This is a genomic window from Streptomyces daliensis (assembly GCF_054782395.1).
Window position 1 is genome coordinate 223,749 of the sequence record NZ_BAAGSO010000106.1, and the last position, 17,319, is coordinate 241,067.

Sequence of the window (17,319 nt, forward strand, 5' to 3'; positions counted from 1 at the left end):
GCCCAGTCGCCTGCCATACGCTCGTCTGGCATGGCGCGCCGGTTTAGTGAGTATGTGGGAAGATGGCGTCGGCGGTGCCCGGACATGGGTGTGGCCCGGTCGGGCGTCCCCGGTCGAGCCACGTGACGGTGTGGCTGTCCTCGCCGACGAGGACAGCGGAGTCCTGCGAGATCGCCGATCCGGGGTCTAGCTAGCCCGAAAACGCCAACGGGGCTCCCCGCCCACAAGAACGGGAAGCCCTACCGGGCTGCCAACCTGCGCCGGTCAACCGGCCATGGCCGCCACGACCAGCGAAGCAGCCGCACCGCACAGCAGCACGACAAGCGGCCATGCCAGCCAGCCGCGCCCGGTACGCCTGCGCCACAGCACCAGCCACAGTGCACATGCCGCCACGAAAACGAGCGTCACGCCGCCCAGCTCGCCCTCCCGCCACGCCACCCGCACGGCGCCAGGGTGAGCACCCCACACAAGGAGCGCAACGAGGACGCCCACGGCCAGTGCACACACCGCTTCCAGCAGCCTGCTCATACGGGCCCTTCTTCTCCGGCGTGTCCGTCAGGCCAGTGCGCGGGCGGCCGGGGCGCGGAGTTGGGGTGTGGTGCGGCCAGAGAGCAGCAGTCCGGAGATGAGGGACTTCACCGCGGGTCGGGAGTGCGTCTCCTGGGGTGCCTGGTGCTCGGCGGCGAGGAGCGTGCGTAGGTACAGACCCACCCGAAACCCTACGCCGGCCGGTTGCTGCGCACATGATCGTCCACGCGGCCTGAGAGGTGCTTACCAGCCGAAGACGCGGAGCCAGGACCATGACTTGGGGCCTGGCAGGCCGTCCACGATCAACCCGGCACCGGCGACGAGGAGCAGCCCCCCGACCGCTCCCGTCACCGTCGAGCGCCATACGCCGACGCCCGCACCGCGTACACGCATACGCACACGCGCTGGCCCCGCCCCCCGTTTCCCCCGTTGACGTCTCCGGGCAGTGCGGCCCGGTGACGACCTTCGGGTGAGAGTCTGCGGGCCCGGCGCGCCGCGCCGGTAGCGGTTTCGGGCGAGTCCGAAACCGACAGGTCAGGTGTTTCCGGTGAGCAGCTCGGCGCCCAGCGGGGTGAGGGCGTGGCGTACGCAGTGGGATTCCCGCGTGCTGGTGACGAGCCCGGCGCGGCGCAGCACGGCGGCGTGCTCGCTGGCCGAGGACAGGGAGACCCCCGCGTGTCCTGCCAGCTCGGTGGTGGTGCGGGGGTGCCGGAGCGTTTGCAGCACGGCTGTACGGGTGTGCCCGAGCAGCGGCGCCAGCCGGGATTCCGGTACGGCGGGCGGGCCGGGCGGTTCCGGCCTGGCCGGGTAGACGAGGACGGGCAGCAGCGTCTCGTTGACGAGTGCCACCGGTGTGCGACGGCAGAAGTACGAGGGCACGAGCAGCAGTCCGCGCCCGTGCAGGTGCATGTCCCGGTCCACGGGATAGTCGGCGCACAGCACCGGCGGCTGCCAGCGCAGCAGAGGCGCGAAGGTGCGCAGCATCGCCTCGGTGCCCAGGCGGCATTGGGTCCGGCTCCGGTTCAGGCGGTCGGCCTCGGTGCGGTGGGTGATGCGCTGCCAGCTCGGTTCGAGGACCGAGGCGTGGTACTGGCGCAGTGCCTGCCCCACGCGGCGCAGGGTGTCGCATTCCCCGTCGGCCAGGGCCCGGGCCCAGGCGGGCACCGGGTTGCGGGCCGAGAGCAGGGTGACCTCGCTGCGCAGCTGGTGGCGCGGGGTGGAGAGCACGGCGTCGATCCCGCACTCCAGCCCGCCGGACGCCGCCGCCGGGGTGAGGAAGTCGGGGAAGTAGCCCTGGGGCGGCATCAGCGGTGCCAGGACGCGCTGGGCCCGCACCCCCGGCGTACGCGCGTCGTGCCGCCAGGAGCGGAGGACGGGGTCCCGCCGCCGCTCGTGGAGCTGATGGATGCTCAGGACGATCTCCCATAACGGGTCCAGCCCGTCCGCGACCCTGGTGCGGGCCAGATCTCCGGCGCTGAAATGGATACGCAGCACGACTTCCCCCCCGGACAGTCCGTTACTGACGCCATCACGAGAACGGCTCTTCTCTGCTGAAGACCGTAGTGGCGAGAACAGCCGTTCTCAAGCCGCGTAAGGGTGACATAGGAGCCGAATGCGCTTACGGGTCACCAGAGTTGGCGTGGAGGGAGGCTGCGCGCCACGGAGGAGGACGAGACGCTCGGGCGCGTGGTCGCGGTCGCTGGCGACCTCTTCTACGCCCACGGCGTCCACGTGGTGACGATGCGACGCATCCGGGACGCGGCGGGCGTGCGTGTGCGGGGGCCCGGAGGCAGGCTTCAGCTCGACGGTGTCACCGTGGAGCGCCCGGTGTGGGTGGCGCGCCGTTGAGGCCGCCGTCGCCCCGCCGCCCGGGAGGCAGCGTCAGTCTGGGCAGCGTGTAGCCGACCAGCGGCCCGATGCCACCGGCGAAGACGACGGTGGCCACGCCCACGCTGCCGCCCAGCAGCCAGCCGACGACGAGCACGCTCACCTCGATCCCGGCGCGGGCCGCGATCAGCGGGATGCCGTGGCGCGCGAGCCCCGTCATCAGCCCGTCGCGAGGACCGGGCCCCCATCCGGCTCCGACATACAGTCCCGTGGCGACGGCGACGCCGAGCACGGCCATGGCCATGAACACGACGCGCACGCTCCAGTGGGCCGGTGCGGGTATCCAGGCGATTCCCAGGTCCACGAACGGGCCCACCATCAGCGCGTTCGCGGCCGTGCCCAGTCCGGGGCGCTGGCGCAGCGGTACCCACAGTGCCAGCAGGGCCAGCGAGACGACGATGGTGGTCTGGCCCAGTGTGAACCCGGTGACCCGCGTGAGGCCTTGTGTGAACACGGTCCACGGATCGGTGCCGAGGTGGGCTTTCACCAGCACCGCCTGGCTCGTCCCGTACAGCGCCAGCCCCGCCGCGATCCGCAGCGCGCGCTGCACGGGACGGTCGTCAAGACGCGCCATGGCTGTGCGTGGCGGACGCCAGGAGCGCGGCGGCGGCGTGCGCTGCCGCGGTCGTGGCCGCGCTCGCCTCGCCAGGGCCGTGTACGAGGACCCGCGCGGCAACTCCGTCGATCAGCAGAAGCAGCTGCGAGGCGAGCTCGTCCGGGTGGTCGCACCCGGTCTCCGCGCACAGTTCTCGCAGCACACGCAGCAGCCACTGCTTCTCGGCCCGTACGGCGGCGGCCACCGTGTCGTCCGCGGGGGACTCGGCGGCGGCGTTGAGGAAGGCGCAGCCCCGGCCGTTGGCGTGCTCGTACCAGGAGGCGAACCAGTCGAACAGGGCGGTCAGGCGCGGCGCTCCGGGCTCCTCGTCCGCCAGGTGTGCGGCGAGGTCGGCCGCGATGCGCTGCTGTCTCGCCTCCAGCGCGCCGGCCACGAGCGCCGACTTGGAGGCGAAATGCGCGTACACGGTTGGTTTGGTGGCTTTGGCCGCCCGGGCGACGGTGTCGATGTTCGTCCTGGTGATGCCCTGCTCGTAGAAGACCTGCTCGGCCGCGGCCAGCAGGCGAGCGCGGGAGGTCGTGTTCCGCTGCATTATTTTAACTTACCAGATAGTTAAAATAAGGGCCTGGACGGGCTCGGCTCGGCTCGGCCGGAGGGTGCCGACGAACTGGTGCGCATGTGGTGCTGCCCCTGCTGCCCCTGGGGCTCCGGAAGCGTGTGAGCGTCAACTGCCCCGCGCCCGTGGGCACTCGGTCGGGTGGTGTGCGTGGTGCGTGCGTTGCCGGGGTCTCTCGCGGGGCAGCCTCGGCACGCTCCACTCAACGGACACCCTTCGCTAAAGGAGATCCATGCGCCACTCATGCTTCCGGGTAGCTATGGCCACCGCAGCCGCGCTGGCCGGTGTCCTCGTCGGCAGCGGTTCGGCACAGGCAGCACCCGGCGACGTGCCCTCCGAACCCTCCGTCCTGACCAACCACGCGTACGACAACTACCTCGTCCCCGACGACACGGTGGGCAACCCCGGCACCTTCCTGCAGGTGTACTACGCCGACGACAACACCATCCCGCGGACCTTCACCTTCGAACGGGTCAGTGGGCACTCCGACATCTACAAGTGGAAGTCCGCCAAGACCGGCTCCTGCGCCGAGACCCAGGGCAACGGAAAGGCCGGCACATCGGTGCTGCTCCAGAAGTGCGGCACCAACAAGGCGCAGTGGTGGGTCGTCCGGCCGGTGGGCGGCACCAGCGACCAGTTCGTCATCTCGCCCTACAACGACGAGGACCTGGCGGTGACCGGTCTCTTCGGCAACGACAACTACGCTCCGCTGCGCCCGCTCCCCAGCAGCAACACGTCCACAGCGGCCCAGCGTTGGCACATCAACCCTGAGTAGGGAGCAGAGGCGGGACCGTCCGCAGCCGCGCACACCGTTCGCGGCTGCGGCCACCTCATCGGGTGCTCATCGTCCGCTGGAAGCGGGGGAGCTCCCTCGGATTCCGTCCAGGAGATACGTGGTGCGGCGGTCGTAGTCGTCCCGGGGAGGCCGCTTGCCGTGCTTGAGGGCGAGGGCGTTGTCGACGACGAGCGCGTGGAGGTCGTCCGCCGTGAACTCCGGCCGCAGTGCGCCGGTGGCCCGCGCCGCCGCGATGAGCTCTTCGTTGGCCGCGCTGCCGACCCGGCAGATCTCCATGAGCTGCTGCGAGTGCGGATAGGTCTGCAACAGGACGTCGTTGAAGGCGGGCCGGCGGTACTGGAGGTCGCGGATCGCGGTGAGGTAGTACGCGATCCGCTCGCCGACGTCGTCGATGGTCCGGGTGTGGTCGATCACGGCGAACAGCTCACTCGCGACGAGCTCCTCGATGACGGATTCGATGAGGCCGATCCGTCCGCCGAACCGGTTGAAGATCGTGGCCTTGCTCACCCCTGCCGCCTTGGCGACCTCCTCCAGCGGCACCGTCAGGCCCTGCCCCTGGAAGGCGCCGATCGCGGCGGAGCGGATCTGCTCGGAATTGCGCCGGGCGTCGGCGCGCAGCCGGGAGCCCGAAGACACCGCACCGGCCATGGCCCTCACCGCCTCCTCTTGTCACCCGCCGTCGTAATTTGACTGACCGGGTCAGTTTACCTACGGTCGCAGCCAGAAGGGAAACTGACCAGCTTGGTCAACGTATGATTGCGCCCACCGCCAGGACGGACACCGTGGGCGCTCGGGAAGGGCAAGAACATGATCGTTGTCACCGGCGCCACCGGCGGGCTGGGCGGCGCCACCGTCGAGCACCTCCTCAAGCGCATACCCGCCGACCAGATCGGCGTCAGCGTCCGCGACACCGCCAAGGCGCAGCACTTCGCCGACCGCGGTGTGCGCGTGCGGCAGGGCTCCTACGAGGACCCGGCCGCGCTGCGTGACGCGTTCGCCGGTGCCGAGCAGGTCCTTCTGGTGTCCGGCAACGACCCGGCCGCCGACATGGTCGGCCTGCACCGCAACGCCATCGAAGCCGCGGTCGCGGCCGGCACCCGGCGGATCGTCTACACGAGCCAGCAGGGCGCCGTCCCCGGCAACCCGTACCGGCCGTCGGACTTCCACATCGCCACCGAGGCGCTCCTCGGCGACTCCGGAGCCGCCTGGACCGCGCTGCGCAACGGCGCCTACGGCCCGCTCGACCAGGTTCTCGGTCCGTGGCAGCGGACCGGCGTGATCGCCCAGCCGGAGGACGGCCCCATCCCGTACACCGACCGTGCCGACATAGCCGAGGCCACCGCTGTCGTCCTCGCCGGTGGCCGCTCCCTCGACGGCCCCGTCACCCTCGCCGCGCCGGCCGCCGTCACCTTCGACGACTTCGCCGAGATCGCCTCGGACCTCACCGGCCGCACCATCGAACGCGTCGTCGTGGACGACGAACAGTGGGTCGCCGACCAGATCGCGAGCGGTGTGCCGGACCAGACGGCCCGGCTCATGCTCACCTGGTACCAGGCATCCCGCGAGGGCTACTTCGCCGAAGCCGACCCTCTGCTGGCCGAACTCCTCGGCCGCGAGCCCCGCACCGCCGCCGACCGGCTCGCAGCCCTCATCGCCGACTGAACGTGAATCCCGCGTGGGTCTGTGAGTCCTGGTCCGCCGGGTCCGCTGCCGCACAGGGCCCGCTACGCACGTCCACGGGGACCGGCGGCGGGCCATGCTGGATGTACGTCCTCGGGATGAGTGACAGAGGACGGATCACGGCATGCGCACGGCACAAAGGGGTTCCACGGCCTTCCTCCGACGGGCGGCCGATGAGCGGGCCCACACCACGGCCGGCGCTCTTGCGCGCTCTGTCGCCGTCGCGTCATGCCTGGCCACCGACTGTTCCGGAGCAAGGTGCCGCCTGCCCGGGATGTCTCTTCACAGAACAGGAACTCGTATGAGCAAGGGCAAGGTTCTCCTCGTCATGTCGGCTGCCGACGTGTGGGAGCGCACCGACGGATCGAAGTACCCGACGGGTTACTGGGCGGAGGAGCTGGCCGCTCCGCACGAGAAGTTCGTGGAGGCCGGTTACACGGTCGACTTCGCTTCTCCGGGCGGGGTACTCCAGCCGCTGGACGAGCACAGCGCCGACCCGGCGGTCGCGGGGGAGGAGTGCGCCCGCCATGTGGCACACGCCCAGAAGGCGCTGGAGGAGTTCGGCCCGCTGCTGAAGCTCGAGGAGGTCGGCATCGACGACTACGTCGCGGTGGTGCTGCCCGGCGGCCACGGCCCGGTCGTCGACCTCTTCCAGGACGCCGGCCTGGGCCGTCTGCTGGCCGAGGCGGACAAGGGCGGCAAGCTCATCGGCGCTGTCTGCCACGGTCCGGCCGCGCTGCTCAGCGCCAAGGACGAGGACGGCAACTGGCTCTTCGCCGGCCGCAGGATGACCGCGTTCACCGACGAGGAGGAGCGGCTTTTCGGCACCGCCGAGGGCGCTCCGTGGCTGCTCGCCTCGCGTCTGCGGGAGCTGGGCGCAGACCACGTCGAAGGGGCGGCATACCAGCAGCACAACATCGTCGACGGCAACCTCTTCACCGGCCAGAACCCCGCCTCCAGCGCCAGGCTGGCCGAGGACATGATCGCCGCGCTGCGCTGACACACCACCCGGCGCACGAGGAGCGGGCCCTCCCTTCCGGTACGGGGGCGGGCCCGCTCTTCGGCACCCCCGTCCTGGCCGACGTCGCTCACCAGGCAGGAGGCTCTTCGGTAGCCAGGAGGTTCCTCGGTCACCCGGCTTCGAGCGCCGCAGGCGCAGCACTGGAGAGGGCACGCGGTGAGCCGGTTCGTATGGCCTCGCTGACGGCGCGTACGGCGCGTGTGACGCTCGCCGCCGTGGCCGTGGGGGAGGGCTGCTCGGATTCGTGGATGAACGCGGTGACACCACGGCGGCTTCCGACGTAGTCGACGATGCCGTGCTCGATCTGCGTCCGCAGCGCCTGTTCGTATCCGTGACGCTCGTAGGTGCCGGAGTCGGCTCCGGCGACGGGCAGCAGATGTGTCGTGAGCCGTTGCAGCTTCGGGCGCAGACCCGACTCGGCCGTGTCCTCGAAGGCCCAGCCGTTGACGAACACGCGGTCGATCCACCCCTTCAGCAGCGCCGGCACGGACCACCAGTACACGGGGAAGACCAGGACGAGGTCGGTGGCGCGGTCGAGACGGCGGTGTTCGCGGGCGACATCGGGAGGGTGGTCGCCGCCTCCGTGATAGGCCCGGCGGTCCACCGGGGTGAACCTGGGGTCGAACCGCTCCCGGTGCAGGTCCGCCACCTCGACCGCCCGGGGGCGGAGGGCCGCGACGAGTCGTTCCGCCACGTGGTGGGTCAGGGAGTCGGCGTCCGGGTGTGCCGTGACGAGCAGGGTCAGTGCGTTGTCGTCATCAGTGCTCATGACCACCACTGAACACGTGCTGGCCGCACGTTCACATGGGCAGGAAGCCGCAATGCCTTTGTGATCGTCTATCTTGTGGGTGTGGACGTCACCAGCGACCTCTTCCGCGGGGTGCGGGCCCGCGGCTCCCTGTTCGGCAGTTCGACGCTGTCCCCGCCCTGGTCGCTGCACTTCGTGGACGGTGCGCCGCTGACGCTGTGCACTGTCCTCACCGGCGCTGGCTGGATCGTGCCTGAGGGGCATCCGCCTGAGCGCCTCGGCGCCCACGACACGATCGTGGTGCGTGGTCCGACGACATTCACCTTCGTCGACGAACCCGGCAGCACGGCGGAGCCGATCGTCTGCGGGCAGGACTGCGCGACGCCCGAGCAGGGCGGCACACGGCACCGTCTGGGCTGGCACGATCCCGGCGAAGAGGGCGGCGACGGCAGTGGTGCGACGACTTTGGTGGTCGGTGCCTATCCGGTCAGCGGCGAGATCAGCCGGCCGTTGATGGACGCGCTGCCCGTCGTGCTGCGCGTGGACGCCGGAGACACCGGCGACCCGGTGCTGGACCACCTCGCCTCCGAGGTCGCCCGCGACGAACCGGGCCAGCAGGTCGTGCTCGACCGGCTCCTCGACTGGATGCTGGTCTGCACACTGCGCACCTGGCTGGACCGGCCCGGCGGCCACCCTCCGGCCTGGTGGACCGCCCAGAAGGACCCGGTGGTCGGCCAGGCGCTGAGCCTCTTGCACACCGAGCCCGCTGCGCCATGGACGGTGGGCGAGCTGGCCCGGCGTGCGGGGGTGTCCCGCTCGACGCTCGCGAAACGGTTCGCCGATCTGCTCGGCGAGCCGCCGCTGGCCTATCTGACCCGCTGGCGCATGACGCTGGCGGCTGATCTCCTCGTCGAGCGGGAATCCTCGACCGTCGCTCATGTGGCACGCGCCGTCGGCTACACCGATCCGTTCGCGTTCAGCGTGGCGTTCAAGAGACTCCGGGGCACCAACCCGAGCGAGTTCCGCCGCCGGTCCGGCGCTGTTCGCCCCGCGATCGACGCCGCTCGCTAGCATGTGGCGTCACTTAGTGTCAGTATGGCGCTGAGTGAATGCAGTGCGATGGTGAAAGGGGCCGACGGCGTGGCATCGACCGAACGCGGCCGTGGCGGGATGAGCGAGCGGCGGCGCCGTCGCGTACGTCTGGAGATCTCGCGGGAGGCGGCACGCCTGTTCTGGGCGCAGGGCGTCGGCGGCACGAGCGGCGACCAGATCGCGGAGGCGGTGGGGCTGTCGACCCGCACCATCTGGCGTCATTTCCGCAGTAAGGAGAGCTGCGCGGAGCCGATCGTCGCGCAGAGCGTGGAGTGGGAACTCGCCACCCTGCGCAGTTGGCCGCCGCACCGTTCTCTGGAGGAGCACTTCGCCACGGAGGCGAGGCGGTTGGCCGACGAGGCCGGCCCGTCGGAACAGGCCGATGCCGGGCTGGGTATCAAGATGATTCGGCTGGCCGATACCGAACCGGCCCTGCGCACGGCCTGGCTGATGGCCTGCGACCAGGTGGAACGCGAACTGGCCGGGGTCATCGCGACGCGCCTCGGAGTTCCGCCCGACGGCCTTGAGGCGCGGCTGCACGCCGCGGCCGCCGCGGCGGCCCTGCGCGTCATCAACGAGTACGTCGGAGCCGCCCTTCTGGAAGGTGCCGATCCGCGGCAGCTCGGTGACGAGAATTTCGGCTTCATCGCGGACGCCGTCCGCACGGCCACCGGGGGCGCCGTGGGCGATCCGGTCCACCTCGGCGAGGCGCCCGCCGCGCCGGAGGCGGGCGCCTGGGCGTGACTCAGGTCACAGTGCACGAAGTGGCTTCGATCGTCGTGCAGTGTCAGACTGTCACTTAGTGACGAACGATCGATGTGTCCCCGAGACGACCCCGGAAGAGCTGATCACCATGCAGACCACCACCAGTCCCCAGGCGGCGGCGACCGACATGCAGACGGCAGGCGACCGGAAGCGGAAGTCGGCGCTGGAGCAGGCGGGCGGCACCAGGGGGATCGTCTACTCGGCGCTGCCCGCGCTGGTGTTCGTCGTCGCCAACAGCCTCGGCGGACTCAAGGTGGGCATCCTCGCCGCTCTGCTCGTCGCCCTGGGCATCGCGGTGGAGCGGTTGACGCGCAAGGAGTCGATCCAGCCCGCACTCGGCGGCGTGTTCGGCGTGGCGATCGCCGCGGGGATCTCCTGGTACACGGGATCGGCCAAGGACTTCTTCCTCATCGGCATCTGGGCGAGCCTGGCCGGCGCCGTCGTCTTCGTCCTCTCCGTGGCGCTGCGCTGGCCCCTGGCCGGTCTGATCTGGAACTCGGCGACCGGCAAGGGCACCGTCTGGCGGGCGGACAAGCGCTCGCGGATCTACTACGACATCGCCACCCTGGTGCTGGCCGCCATCTTCGGCGCCCGGTTCGCCGTCCAGCAGTACCTCTACCAGGCCGACGAGGTCGGTTCGCTGGGCTTCGCCAAGATCGCCATGGGCTACCCGCTCCTCGCCGTCGGCCTCCTGGCCGTCGCCTGGGCCGCCCGGGCTTCCGACAAGCGGCTGAAGGTCATGGGGCTGCTGCCCGCCAAGCGCGCCTGACCGACGGCTCCGCTCCCCCGCGCCCCTGGCTCGTCCCGACCAGGCCGGAAGTTCTCCGATAATTTTCGAAGATCTTGACCAGGTCATTGATCACCGCATCGACGCATTCGGTGATCGGTCCGGCCTTCGCGTGCTCAGTACGGCACTGAGCTGCCCTTATTTCCTCCTCGTCAATTTCCGAACAAGAAGAGATTTCCGTAATACTTCCGGAAACCGTTGACAACCCGTGGAGCCGGTTCAACACTGTCGGTCATCGACAGGCCGCACCGCTGTCGATCCGGGCCGCCCGTCATGGCCCGGTTCTCCGGTCGTCGAGCCGCGCGCGACCGGCCCCAGCCCCGCCGCGTCGCAGGACGCCGACGCGCGGTCGCCGCCGCCTGGCCGCCACCACCCCCCTGCCGGGTCGTATCACGCTGCCTGGCCTGTGCCAGCCCTCACGAGGAGGAAGCATGCACGAGAACGACGCCCCCACACCCCGCCCGATCAGCCGCCGGAGTCTCATCGTCCGCGGCGGCACTCTGGCGGTGGCCACGACGTCCGCGGTGATGCTGCCCAGCACCGTGGCCCGTGCCGACTCCGACAGAACCGTCAACTCGAACCAGACCGGCACCCACAACGGCTACTACTACTCGTTCTGGACCGACGCGTCCGGGACGGTCTCCATGAACCTGACCGGCGGCGGCAGTTACAGCACCTCGTGGCGCAACACCGGCAACTTCGTCTGCGGCAAGGGCTGGAGCACCGGCGGACGCAGGACCGTGCAGTACTCGGGCAGCTTCTCTCCGTCGGGCAACGGCTATCTGTGCCTCTACGGGTGGACGTCGAACCCGCTGGTGGAGTACTACATCGTCGACAACTGGGGCAACTACCGGCCCACGGGAACGCACCGCGGCACGGTCACCAGCGACGGCGGCACGTACGACATCTACCACACGATGCGGTACAACGCCCCCTCCGTCGAGGGCACCCGCACCTTCCCGCAGTTCTGGAGCGTGCGGCAGCAGAAGAAGACGGGCGGCACCATCACCACGGGCAACCACTTCGACGCGTGGTCCCGGGCCGGGATGTCCCTGGGCAGCTTCCGGTACTACATGATCATGGCGACGGAGGGCTACCAGAGCAGCGGCAGCTCGAACATCTCGGTGAGCGGCTGACCGTTCCCGCTCCCCTTCGGCACCCCCGTGACGCGGCGGCCTCCTCCTGGCCGCCGCGTCACCAGTTCACACCCTCGGAGCCGCCGCGGCGCTGACGGCGCGGCGAGACGTGGTGCGGGGCAGCCCAGTAATACGTCCCGGCGTGGTCAGCGCCGTGCGAGCCGCCGCTCGCCGCCGCTGCCCTGCTCGTAGGCCAGGCCGTAATGCGCGAACACCGACTCCTCCTCGGCGGCCCGCAGCTCCCCGTCGGTGTCGATCGAGGGGGCGTCCTTGACCTGGTCCTTGGAGTGGGTGACCTTCAGATAGCCAGGGCCCACGGTCGCCCCGTCCAGGGGGACGAACGCCAGCCGCCGACGGGTGGGCAGGCCCAGGGTCACCGTCGCGAAGGCGGGCCGGTCGGTGCGGGTGTCCACGTAGACCGACTCCAGCGAGCCGATCTTGTGCCCGTCCAGGTCCACCACGTCGTGGTCCCGCCACTCCTTGATGTCGTGTGCCTCGAACATCGTCGTCCTCCGCTCCTCGGCGGTCTCCATGCTCCTGCACGGGGCCGACGGGCACATCCGGGGGAACCCGGTTGGCCGTGTCCGTCCGGGTATCCGCCCGCACCGGCGCACACGTGAGGGCCCGCGCGGACGCCTTCGTCCGCGCGGGCCCTCACTCCTCAGACCGCTGCCCGTCAGGCCGCGGTACGGGGCGCCGAACCCCGTACCCCCTGTGCCCCCTCCCGGTGGATCGGTGTGCCGGACCCGGTGAGCGGCATGCCCGTGCCGCCGTGCCGGGCCGCGACGATCTCCGCAGCGATGGACAGGGCCGTCTCCTCCGGCGTGCGGGCGCCGAGGTCGAGGCCGATCGGCGACCGGAGCCGCGCCGTCTCCTCCTCCGTCAGCCCCGCCTCGCGCAGCCGCCGCTCGCGGTCCTGGTGCGTGCGGCGCGAACCCATCGCGCCGACGAAGGCGACCGGCATCCGCAGCGCCTCCCGCAGGAGCGGGATGTCGAACTTGGCGTCGTGCGTGAGCACGCACAGGACGGTGCGCGCGTCGGTCTCCGTACGCAGCAGGTAGCGGTGCGGCCAGTCGACGACGATCTCGTCCGCCTCCGGGAAGCGGGCCCGCGTGGCGAAGACGGCGCGCGCGTCGCACACGGTGACGTGGTACCCGAGGAACCGCCCGGCCCTGACGAGCGCCGCGGCGAAGTCGATCGCGCCGAAGACGATCATGCGAGGCGGAGGCAGGCTGGACTCCACGAGCAGGGTGACGCCACCGGGGCAGTGCGAACCGTCCTCCGAGAGCGTGACCGTGCCGGTGCGGCCAGCCTCCAGCATGGCCAGGGCCTCGGCCGCCGCCGTGCGGTCCAGCTCGTCGGGCCCGCCGAGGGTGCCCTCGAGGGTGCCGTCGGGCCGCAGGAGCAGGGCCCGCCCCGGCAGCCCGGCCGGGCCCTTGACGACCCTGGCCAGGGCGACGGGCTCGCCGCGCCGGACGGCCGACACCGCCGCGCGGTGCACGGCGGCCCCTGCCGTCCGGGCCCCGGCCGGTACGACCAGGACGTCGATGACTCCGCCGCAGGTGAGCCCGACGGCGAAGGCGTCCTCGTCGCTGTAGCCGAACCGTTCGAGTACGGTCTCGCCGCTCCGGAGCGCCTGGAGGCACAGCTCGTACACCGCGCCCTCCACGCAGCCCCCGGAGACCGAGCCGATCGCGGTGCCCTCGCTGTCGACGGCGAGCGCCGCGCCGGGGTCGCGGGGCGCGCTGCCGCTGACCCCGACGACGGTGGCGACGGCGAACTCCCGGCCCTCCGCCGCCCAGCGGTCCAGCTCGGCGGCGATGTCAAGCATCCGCCGCTCCCGGACCCGCCCCCGAACCCGAACCCGCTCCGGCCCCCGTCTCCAGGACGCGGTCGGGCCGGATGGGCAGGCTCCGGTGCCGCACACCCGTCGCGTGCCACACCGCGTTGGCGACGGCGGCCGCCGCGCCCACGATGCCGATCTCGCCGACGCCCTTGATCCCGACCGGGTCCTCGGGGTCGTCGTCCGACACCCAGTCGACCTCGACGGGCGGCACGTCGGCATGCGTGGCGACGTGGTAACCCGCGAGGTCGGCGCCGTAGAGGCCGCCCGAGGCCGCGTCCCTGACCGCCTCCTCGTGGAGGGCCATGGACAGGCCCCAGACCATCCCGCCCGCGAGCTGGTTGCGGGCCGTGAGCGGGTTGACGACGCGGCCCGTCGCGAAGATCCCGAGCATGCGCCGCACGCGCACCTCGCCGGTGGCGACGTCCACGGCGACCTCGGCGAACTGCGCCCCGAACGAGTGCCGTTCCTTCTGGGCGAGCGCCGCGACGGCCTCGCTGGTGTCCGAGCGGATGGTGATCCCCTCCGGCGGCACCTCGGTACCGGGGATGAGCCGTTCGCGCAGCTCACGGGCCGCGGCCGTGACCGCCCACGACCAGGAGCGGGTGCCCATCGAACCGCCCGCGATCATCGCGGGCCCGAAGTCGCTGTTGCCGATGCGCACCCGGACGCGCTCGGGCGCCGTCTCCAGCGCGTCGGCGGCGACCAGGGTCAGCGCTGTGCGCGCGCCCGTTCCGATGTCGGCGGCGGCGATCCGCACCGTGAAGGTGCCGTCCGCCTCGGCGGTCACGGCCGCCGTGGACGGCATGGCACCGGACGGGAAGGAGGCCGCTGCGGTGCCGGTGCCGATCAGCCAGCGGCCCTCGCGGCGCTGACGGGGACGGGGGTCCCTGTCGGCCCAGTCGAACCTGTGGGCGCCCTCGCGGAAGCAGGCCAGCAGGTTGCGGGTGCTGAACGGCATCCCGGAGACGGGGCCGCGCTCGGGCTCGTTGCGCGCCCGCAGTTCGATCGGGTCGATCCCGCACTTCTCGGCCAGCTCGTCGAGGGCCGACTCCAGCGCGAAGGACCCCGGTGCCTCGCCCGGCGCGCGCATCCACGTCGGGGTCGGCACGTCGAGGCGTACGACCTGGTTGGAGGTGCGGTGCGCCTCGGCGTCGTACATCACGCGGGCCACCCCCGCGCTGGGCTCGACGAACTCGTGCACGGACGATGTCTGGCTCAGCGCGCTGTGGTCCAGCGCGCGCAGCCTGCCGTCGGCGTCGGCGCCGAGCCGCACCCGCTGCGCCGTGGGGCTGCGGTATCCGGCGAGCGAGAACATCTGACGGCGGGTCATGACGACCCGTACGGGCCGCTGGAGCACGGTCGCCGCCAGCACGGCGCCCACCTGGTTTGCGCGGGTGCCCTTGCTGCCGAAGCCGCCGCCGACGTGCTCGGAGCGCACCCGCACCGAGCCGGGGTCGAGCGAGAAGAGCTGCGCCAGATCGCCCGCCACCCAGCCGCTGCCCTGGTTGGAGTCGACGACGTCGAGGCGGCCACCGTCCCAGCGTGCGGTCGCCGCGTGCGGCTCCATCGGGTTGTGGTGCTCCTCCGGCGTGTGGTACTCGGCGTCCACCACGACGGCGGAGTCGGCGAGTCCGGCGGCCTGGTCGCCCTTCTCCGTCTCCGCGGGCATGTGCCCTTCCAGCGGATAGGCGTCCGGGCGTCCGGGGGAGAAGGCGACGTCGTGCGGCTCCTTCTCGTAGTGCACCACGAGCGCTTCGGCCGCCTCCCTCGCCTGCTCGGAGGTCTCGGCGACGACGAGCGCCACCGGCCAGCCCAGGAAGGGGACGCGGTCGTGCTGGAAGAGGACGGAGGCGGGGTCGGGCGGGGTGCCCATCATGCTGATGAAGTCGCCGTTCACCCGCGGCGCGTTGCCGTGGTGGAGGACGGTGAGCACACCGGGCATCTCCAGGACGGCGTCGGTCTCCACCGAGACGATCCGGCCGCGGGCGACGGTGGAGAGCACCAGCCATCCGTGGGCGAGGTCGGCGAAGGGGATCTCGCCCGCGTAGCGGGCGGCCCCTGTGACCTTGTCCCGGCCCTCCACGCGGGTGTGCGCGGTGCCGACGGACGCGGGGGGTGCCGACGTACCGGTTGTGAGGGTCGTCATCGGGCGGTCTCCTCCGTCAGTTCGGTCAGGACGGCCACGGTCAGATTGCGCATGAGGGTCACCTTGTAGGCGTTGTCCCGCAGCGGCTCGGCCGCCGCCAGTTCGGCGTCAGCCGCTGCGGCGTAGGTCTCGGCCGTCGCCGGGGCTCCGACCAGCACGCGTTCGGCGGCCCGCGCCCGCCAGGGGCGGGAGGCGACGGCGCCGAAGGCGAGCCGCGCGCCGGTCACGGTGCCGTCGCTGATCTCCAGCGCGGCGGCGACGGAGCCGATCGCGAACGCGTACGAGGCCCGCTCGCGCACCTTGCGGTAGCGCGAGTGCCCGGCGACGGGCGCGGGCGGCAGGGTGACGGCGGTGATCAGGGCGCCCTGCGGGAGGGCCGTCTCCCGGTGCGGGGTGTCGCCCACGGGCAGGTAGAACTCGGCGAGCGGCAGCTCACCGGGCCCGTCGGCCGTCTCGTAGGAGACGACGGCGTCGAACGCGGTCAGCGCCACACCCATGTCGGAGGGGTGGACGGCGACGCAGTGCCCGGAGGCGCCGAGGATGGCGTGATTGTGGTGCTCGCCCTCGACGGCGGGGCAGCCGCTGCCGGGGTCGCGCTTGTTGCACGGCTTGCTGACGTCGGCGAAGTAGCCGCAGCGGGTGCGCTGGAGGAGGTTCCCGCCGACGGTCGCCATGTTGCGCAGTTGCCCGGAGGCACCGGCCAGCACGGCCTGCGCGAGCGCCGGGTAGTGCTGCCGGACGAGGGGGTGCGCGGCGAGGTCGCTGTTGGTGACGGTGGCCCCGATGCGCAGACCGCCCCCGGGCACCTCCTCGATGGTGTCCAGCGGGAGTTCCCGCACGTCCACGAGGCGCGCGGGACGTTCGACGCCGGTCTTCATCAGGTCCACGAGGTTGGTGCCGCCGCCGAGGAAACGCGCCTCGGGGTCGGCGTCGAGGACGGCGACGGCGCCGGACACGTCACCGGCGCGCTGGTATCCGAACTCCTTCACGCCGCCTCCTCCGTGTTTCCGGCACCCGCGGTGGCCTTGGCGGTCGCGGCGGCCCCGGTGGGGGTGTTCGCGGCGCGGGACACCGCTTCGACGATCGACACGTAGGCGCCGCAGCGGCACAGGTTGCCGCTCATCCGCTCCCGTATCTCCTCCGGGGTCAGAGGCGGCGGCCCCGCCTCGGGACGTACGTCGCCGGTGGCGGCGCTCGGCCAGCCCGCGGCGTGCTCCTCCAGCATCGCGACGGCGGAACATATCTGGCCGGGTGTGCAGTAGCCGCACTGGAACCCGTCGAGATCGAGGAACGCCTGCTGCACCGGGTGCAGTTGGTCCCCCTCGGCCACGCCCTCGATGGTGGTTATCTCGCGCCCCTCGGCGGCCACCGCGAGCTGGAGGCAGGAGACGGCGCGACGCCCGTCGATCATGACGGTGCAGGCACCGCACTGCCCCTGGTCGCAGCCCTTCTTGGTGCCCGTCATGTCGAGTCGCTCGCGCAGTGCGTCGAGGAGGGTGGTGCGGTGGTCGACGGGAAGGGTGTGCTTTTCGCCATTGATGTGCAAAGTGATGTCGCTGGACGTCGATGGGTCCATGCTCGGCCTTCTTTCGCCTGCCCGGAGCACGCCGAAGGGACGGTCCGGCAGGCAGACGGTTCGGAAGATGTACGGATAAGGGCAGGGACACGGGACCGCCGCACGGGGGCGCCGGTGCGAAAAGCGCAGGCTGCGTGAC

General features: G+C 71.5%; 21 protein-coding genes. 8 read left to right on the plus strand and 13 right to left on the minus strand.

Annotated elements, in window-relative coordinates; translation table 11 throughout:
• Nucleotides 1-264: 264 nt before the first annotated feature.
• The 4 genes from ACYVOO_RS28645 to ACYVOO_RS28660 form a co-directional block, all read right to left on the minus strand.
• Entirely contained in the window at nucleotides 265-528 is a 264-nt protein-coding gene (locus tag ACYVOO_RS28645) for a hypothetical protein (protein ID WP_461018599.1), read from the minus strand.
• A gap of 27 nt (nucleotides 529-555) precedes the next feature.
• Nucleotides 556-711 carry a hypothetical protein gene (locus ACYVOO_RS28650; RefSeq protein WP_461018600.1) on the minus strand — a complete coding sequence of 52 codons (156 nt, stop codon included), beginning with the start codon at nucleotides 709-711 and terminating at the stop codon, nucleotides 556-558.
• A gap of 60 nt (nucleotides 712-771) precedes the next feature.
• Entirely contained in the window at nucleotides 772-921 is a 150-nt protein-coding gene (locus ACYVOO_RS28655) for a hypothetical protein (RefSeq protein WP_461018601.1), read from the minus strand.
• Nucleotides 922-1,062: 141 nt separating this feature from the next.
• Nucleotides 1,063-2,022 (minus strand): ArsR/SmtB family transcription factor, encoded by a 960-nt coding sequence (locus ACYVOO_RS28660; RefSeq protein WP_461018602.1) that lies wholly within the window; start codon nucleotides 2,020-2,022, stop codon nucleotides 1,063-1,065.
• A gap of 192 nt (nucleotides 2,023-2,214) precedes the next feature.
• Between ACYVOO_RS28660 and ACYVOO_RS28665 the strand changes: the two genes are divergently transcribed.
• The gene (locus ACYVOO_RS28665) at nucleotides 2,215-2,376 is read left to right on the plus strand and encodes a hypothetical protein (RefSeq protein WP_461018603.1); all 162 of its coding nucleotides are present in this window, start codon (nucleotides 2,215-2,217) and stop codon (nucleotides 2,374-2,376) included.
• Here the strand turns inward: ACYVOO_RS28665 and yczE are convergent.
• Both yczE and ACYVOO_RS28675 read right to left on the minus strand, forming a co-directional pair.
• A complete protein-coding gene (gene yczE / locus ACYVOO_RS28670) occupies nucleotides 2,339-2,989 on the minus strand; it encodes a membrane protein YczE (RefSeq protein ID WP_461018604.1) in 651 nt (216 codons plus the stop codon). The two genes, ACYVOO_RS28665 and yczE, sit on opposite strands and share 38 nt — an antisense overlap.
• Nucleotides 2,976-3,563: a TetR/AcrR family transcriptional regulator gene (locus ACYVOO_RS28675; protein ID WP_461018605.1), complete on the minus strand. Its 588-nt coding sequence runs from the start codon at nucleotides 3,561-3,563 to the stop codon at nucleotides 2,976-2,978. The genes yczE and ACYVOO_RS28675 overlap by 14 nt, the downstream gene beginning before the upstream one ends.
• A gap of 256 nt (nucleotides 3,564-3,819) precedes the next feature.
• Here ACYVOO_RS28675 and ACYVOO_RS28680 point away from each other — a divergent pair, with 256 nt between their 5' ends.
• Entirely contained in the window at nucleotides 3,820-4,362 is a 543-nt protein-coding gene (locus ACYVOO_RS28680; RefSeq protein ID WP_461018606.1) for an RICIN domain-containing protein, read from the plus strand.
• Nucleotides 4,363-4,428: 66 nt separating this feature from the next.
• Here the strand turns inward: ACYVOO_RS28680 and ACYVOO_RS28685 are convergent, their stop codons facing one another.
• The gene (locus tag ACYVOO_RS28685; protein ID WP_461018607.1) at nucleotides 4,429-5,031 is read right to left on the minus strand and encodes a TetR/AcrR family transcriptional regulator; all 603 of its coding nucleotides are present in this window, start codon (nucleotides 5,029-5,031) and stop codon (nucleotides 4,429-4,431) included.
• 159 nt (nucleotides 5,032-5,190) lie between these two features.
• Between ACYVOO_RS28685 and ACYVOO_RS28690 the strand changes: the two genes are divergently transcribed.
• Together ACYVOO_RS28690 and ACYVOO_RS28695 are read left to right on the plus strand one after the other, a co-directional pair.
• Nucleotides 5,191-6,045, plus strand: coding sequence for an NmrA family NAD(P)-binding protein (locus ACYVOO_RS28690; RefSeq protein ID WP_461018608.1), 855 nt, complete (start codon nucleotides 5,191-5,193; stop codon nucleotides 6,043-6,045).
• Nucleotides 6,046-6,364: 319 nt separating this feature from the next.
• Nucleotides 6,365-7,063: a type 1 glutamine amidotransferase domain-containing protein gene (locus ACYVOO_RS28695; RefSeq protein ID WP_461018609.1), complete on the plus strand. Its 699-nt coding sequence runs from the start codon at nucleotides 6,365-6,367 to the stop codon at nucleotides 7,061-7,063.
• A 130-nt stretch (nucleotides 7,064-7,193) separates the two neighbouring features.
• On the opposite strand, the gene ACYVOO_RS28700 is transcribed toward ACYVOO_RS28695, so the two are convergent.
• Nucleotides 7,194-7,853: an NAD(P)H-dependent oxidoreductase gene (locus tag ACYVOO_RS28700; protein WP_461018610.1), complete on the minus strand. Its 660-nt coding sequence runs from the start codon at nucleotides 7,851-7,853 to the stop codon at nucleotides 7,194-7,196.
• Nucleotides 7,854-7,934: 81 nt separating this feature from the next.
• On the opposite strand from ACYVOO_RS28700, the gene ACYVOO_RS28705 reads away from it, so the two are divergent.
• From ACYVOO_RS28705 to ACYVOO_RS28720, 4 genes are all read left to right on the plus strand, one after another.
• Nucleotides 7,935-8,903 (plus strand): AraC family transcriptional regulator, encoded by a 969-nt coding sequence (locus ACYVOO_RS28705; RefSeq protein WP_461018611.1) that lies wholly within the window; start codon nucleotides 7,935-7,937, stop codon nucleotides 8,901-8,903.
• Between the two features lie 69 nt (nucleotides 8,904-8,972).
• Nucleotides 8,973-9,668, plus strand: coding sequence for a TetR/AcrR family transcriptional regulator (locus tag ACYVOO_RS28710; RefSeq protein ID WP_461018612.1), 696 nt, complete (start codon nucleotides 8,973-8,975; stop codon nucleotides 9,666-9,668).
• Nucleotides 9,669-9,777: 109 nt separating this feature from the next.
• Nucleotides 9,778-10,458 carry a DUF3159 domain-containing protein gene (locus ACYVOO_RS28715; protein WP_461018784.1) on the plus strand — a complete coding sequence of 227 codons (681 nt, stop codon included), beginning with the start codon at nucleotides 9,778-9,780 and terminating at the stop codon, nucleotides 10,456-10,458.
• A gap of 449 nt (nucleotides 10,459-10,907) precedes the next feature.
• The gene (locus ACYVOO_RS28720) at nucleotides 10,908-11,612 is read left to right on the plus strand and encodes a glycoside hydrolase family 11 protein (RefSeq protein WP_461018613.1); all 705 of its coding nucleotides are present in this window, start codon (nucleotides 10,908-10,910) and stop codon (nucleotides 11,610-11,612) included.
• 146 nt (nucleotides 11,613-11,758) lie between these two features.
• On the opposite strand, the gene ACYVOO_RS28725 is transcribed toward ACYVOO_RS28720, so the two are convergent.
• From ACYVOO_RS28725 to ACYVOO_RS28745, 5 genes are all read right to left on the minus strand, one after another.
• Entirely contained in the window at nucleotides 11,759-12,115 is a 357-nt protein-coding gene (locus tag ACYVOO_RS28725; protein WP_453349702.1) for a PRC-barrel domain-containing protein, read from the minus strand.
• 173 nt (nucleotides 12,116-12,288) lie between these two features.
• The gene (locus tag ACYVOO_RS28730; protein ID WP_461018614.1) at nucleotides 12,289-13,443 is read right to left on the minus strand and encodes an XdhC family protein; all 1,155 of its coding nucleotides are present in this window, start codon (nucleotides 13,441-13,443) and stop codon (nucleotides 12,289-12,291) included.
• Nucleotides 13,436-15,604, minus strand: a complete 2,169-nt coding sequence (locus ACYVOO_RS28735) for a xanthine dehydrogenase family protein molybdopterin-binding subunit (protein WP_461018615.1) — start codon at nucleotides 15,602-15,604, stop codon at nucleotides 13,436-13,438. Before ACYVOO_RS28735 ends, ACYVOO_RS28730 begins: the two co-directional genes overlap by 8 nt.
• Nucleotides 15,601-16,593, minus strand: coding sequence for an FAD binding domain-containing protein (locus tag ACYVOO_RS28740; RefSeq protein ID WP_461018616.1), 993 nt, complete (start codon nucleotides 16,591-16,593; stop codon nucleotides 15,601-15,603). Before ACYVOO_RS28740 ends, ACYVOO_RS28735 begins: the two co-directional genes overlap by 4 nt.
• Nucleotides 16,590-17,180: a (2Fe-2S)-binding protein gene (locus tag ACYVOO_RS28745; protein ID WP_461018617.1), complete on the minus strand. Its 591-nt coding sequence runs from the start codon at nucleotides 17,178-17,180 to the stop codon at nucleotides 16,590-16,592. Before ACYVOO_RS28745 ends, ACYVOO_RS28740 begins: the two co-directional genes overlap by 4 nt.
• Between the last annotated feature and the right edge of the window lie 139 nt (nucleotides 17,181-17,319).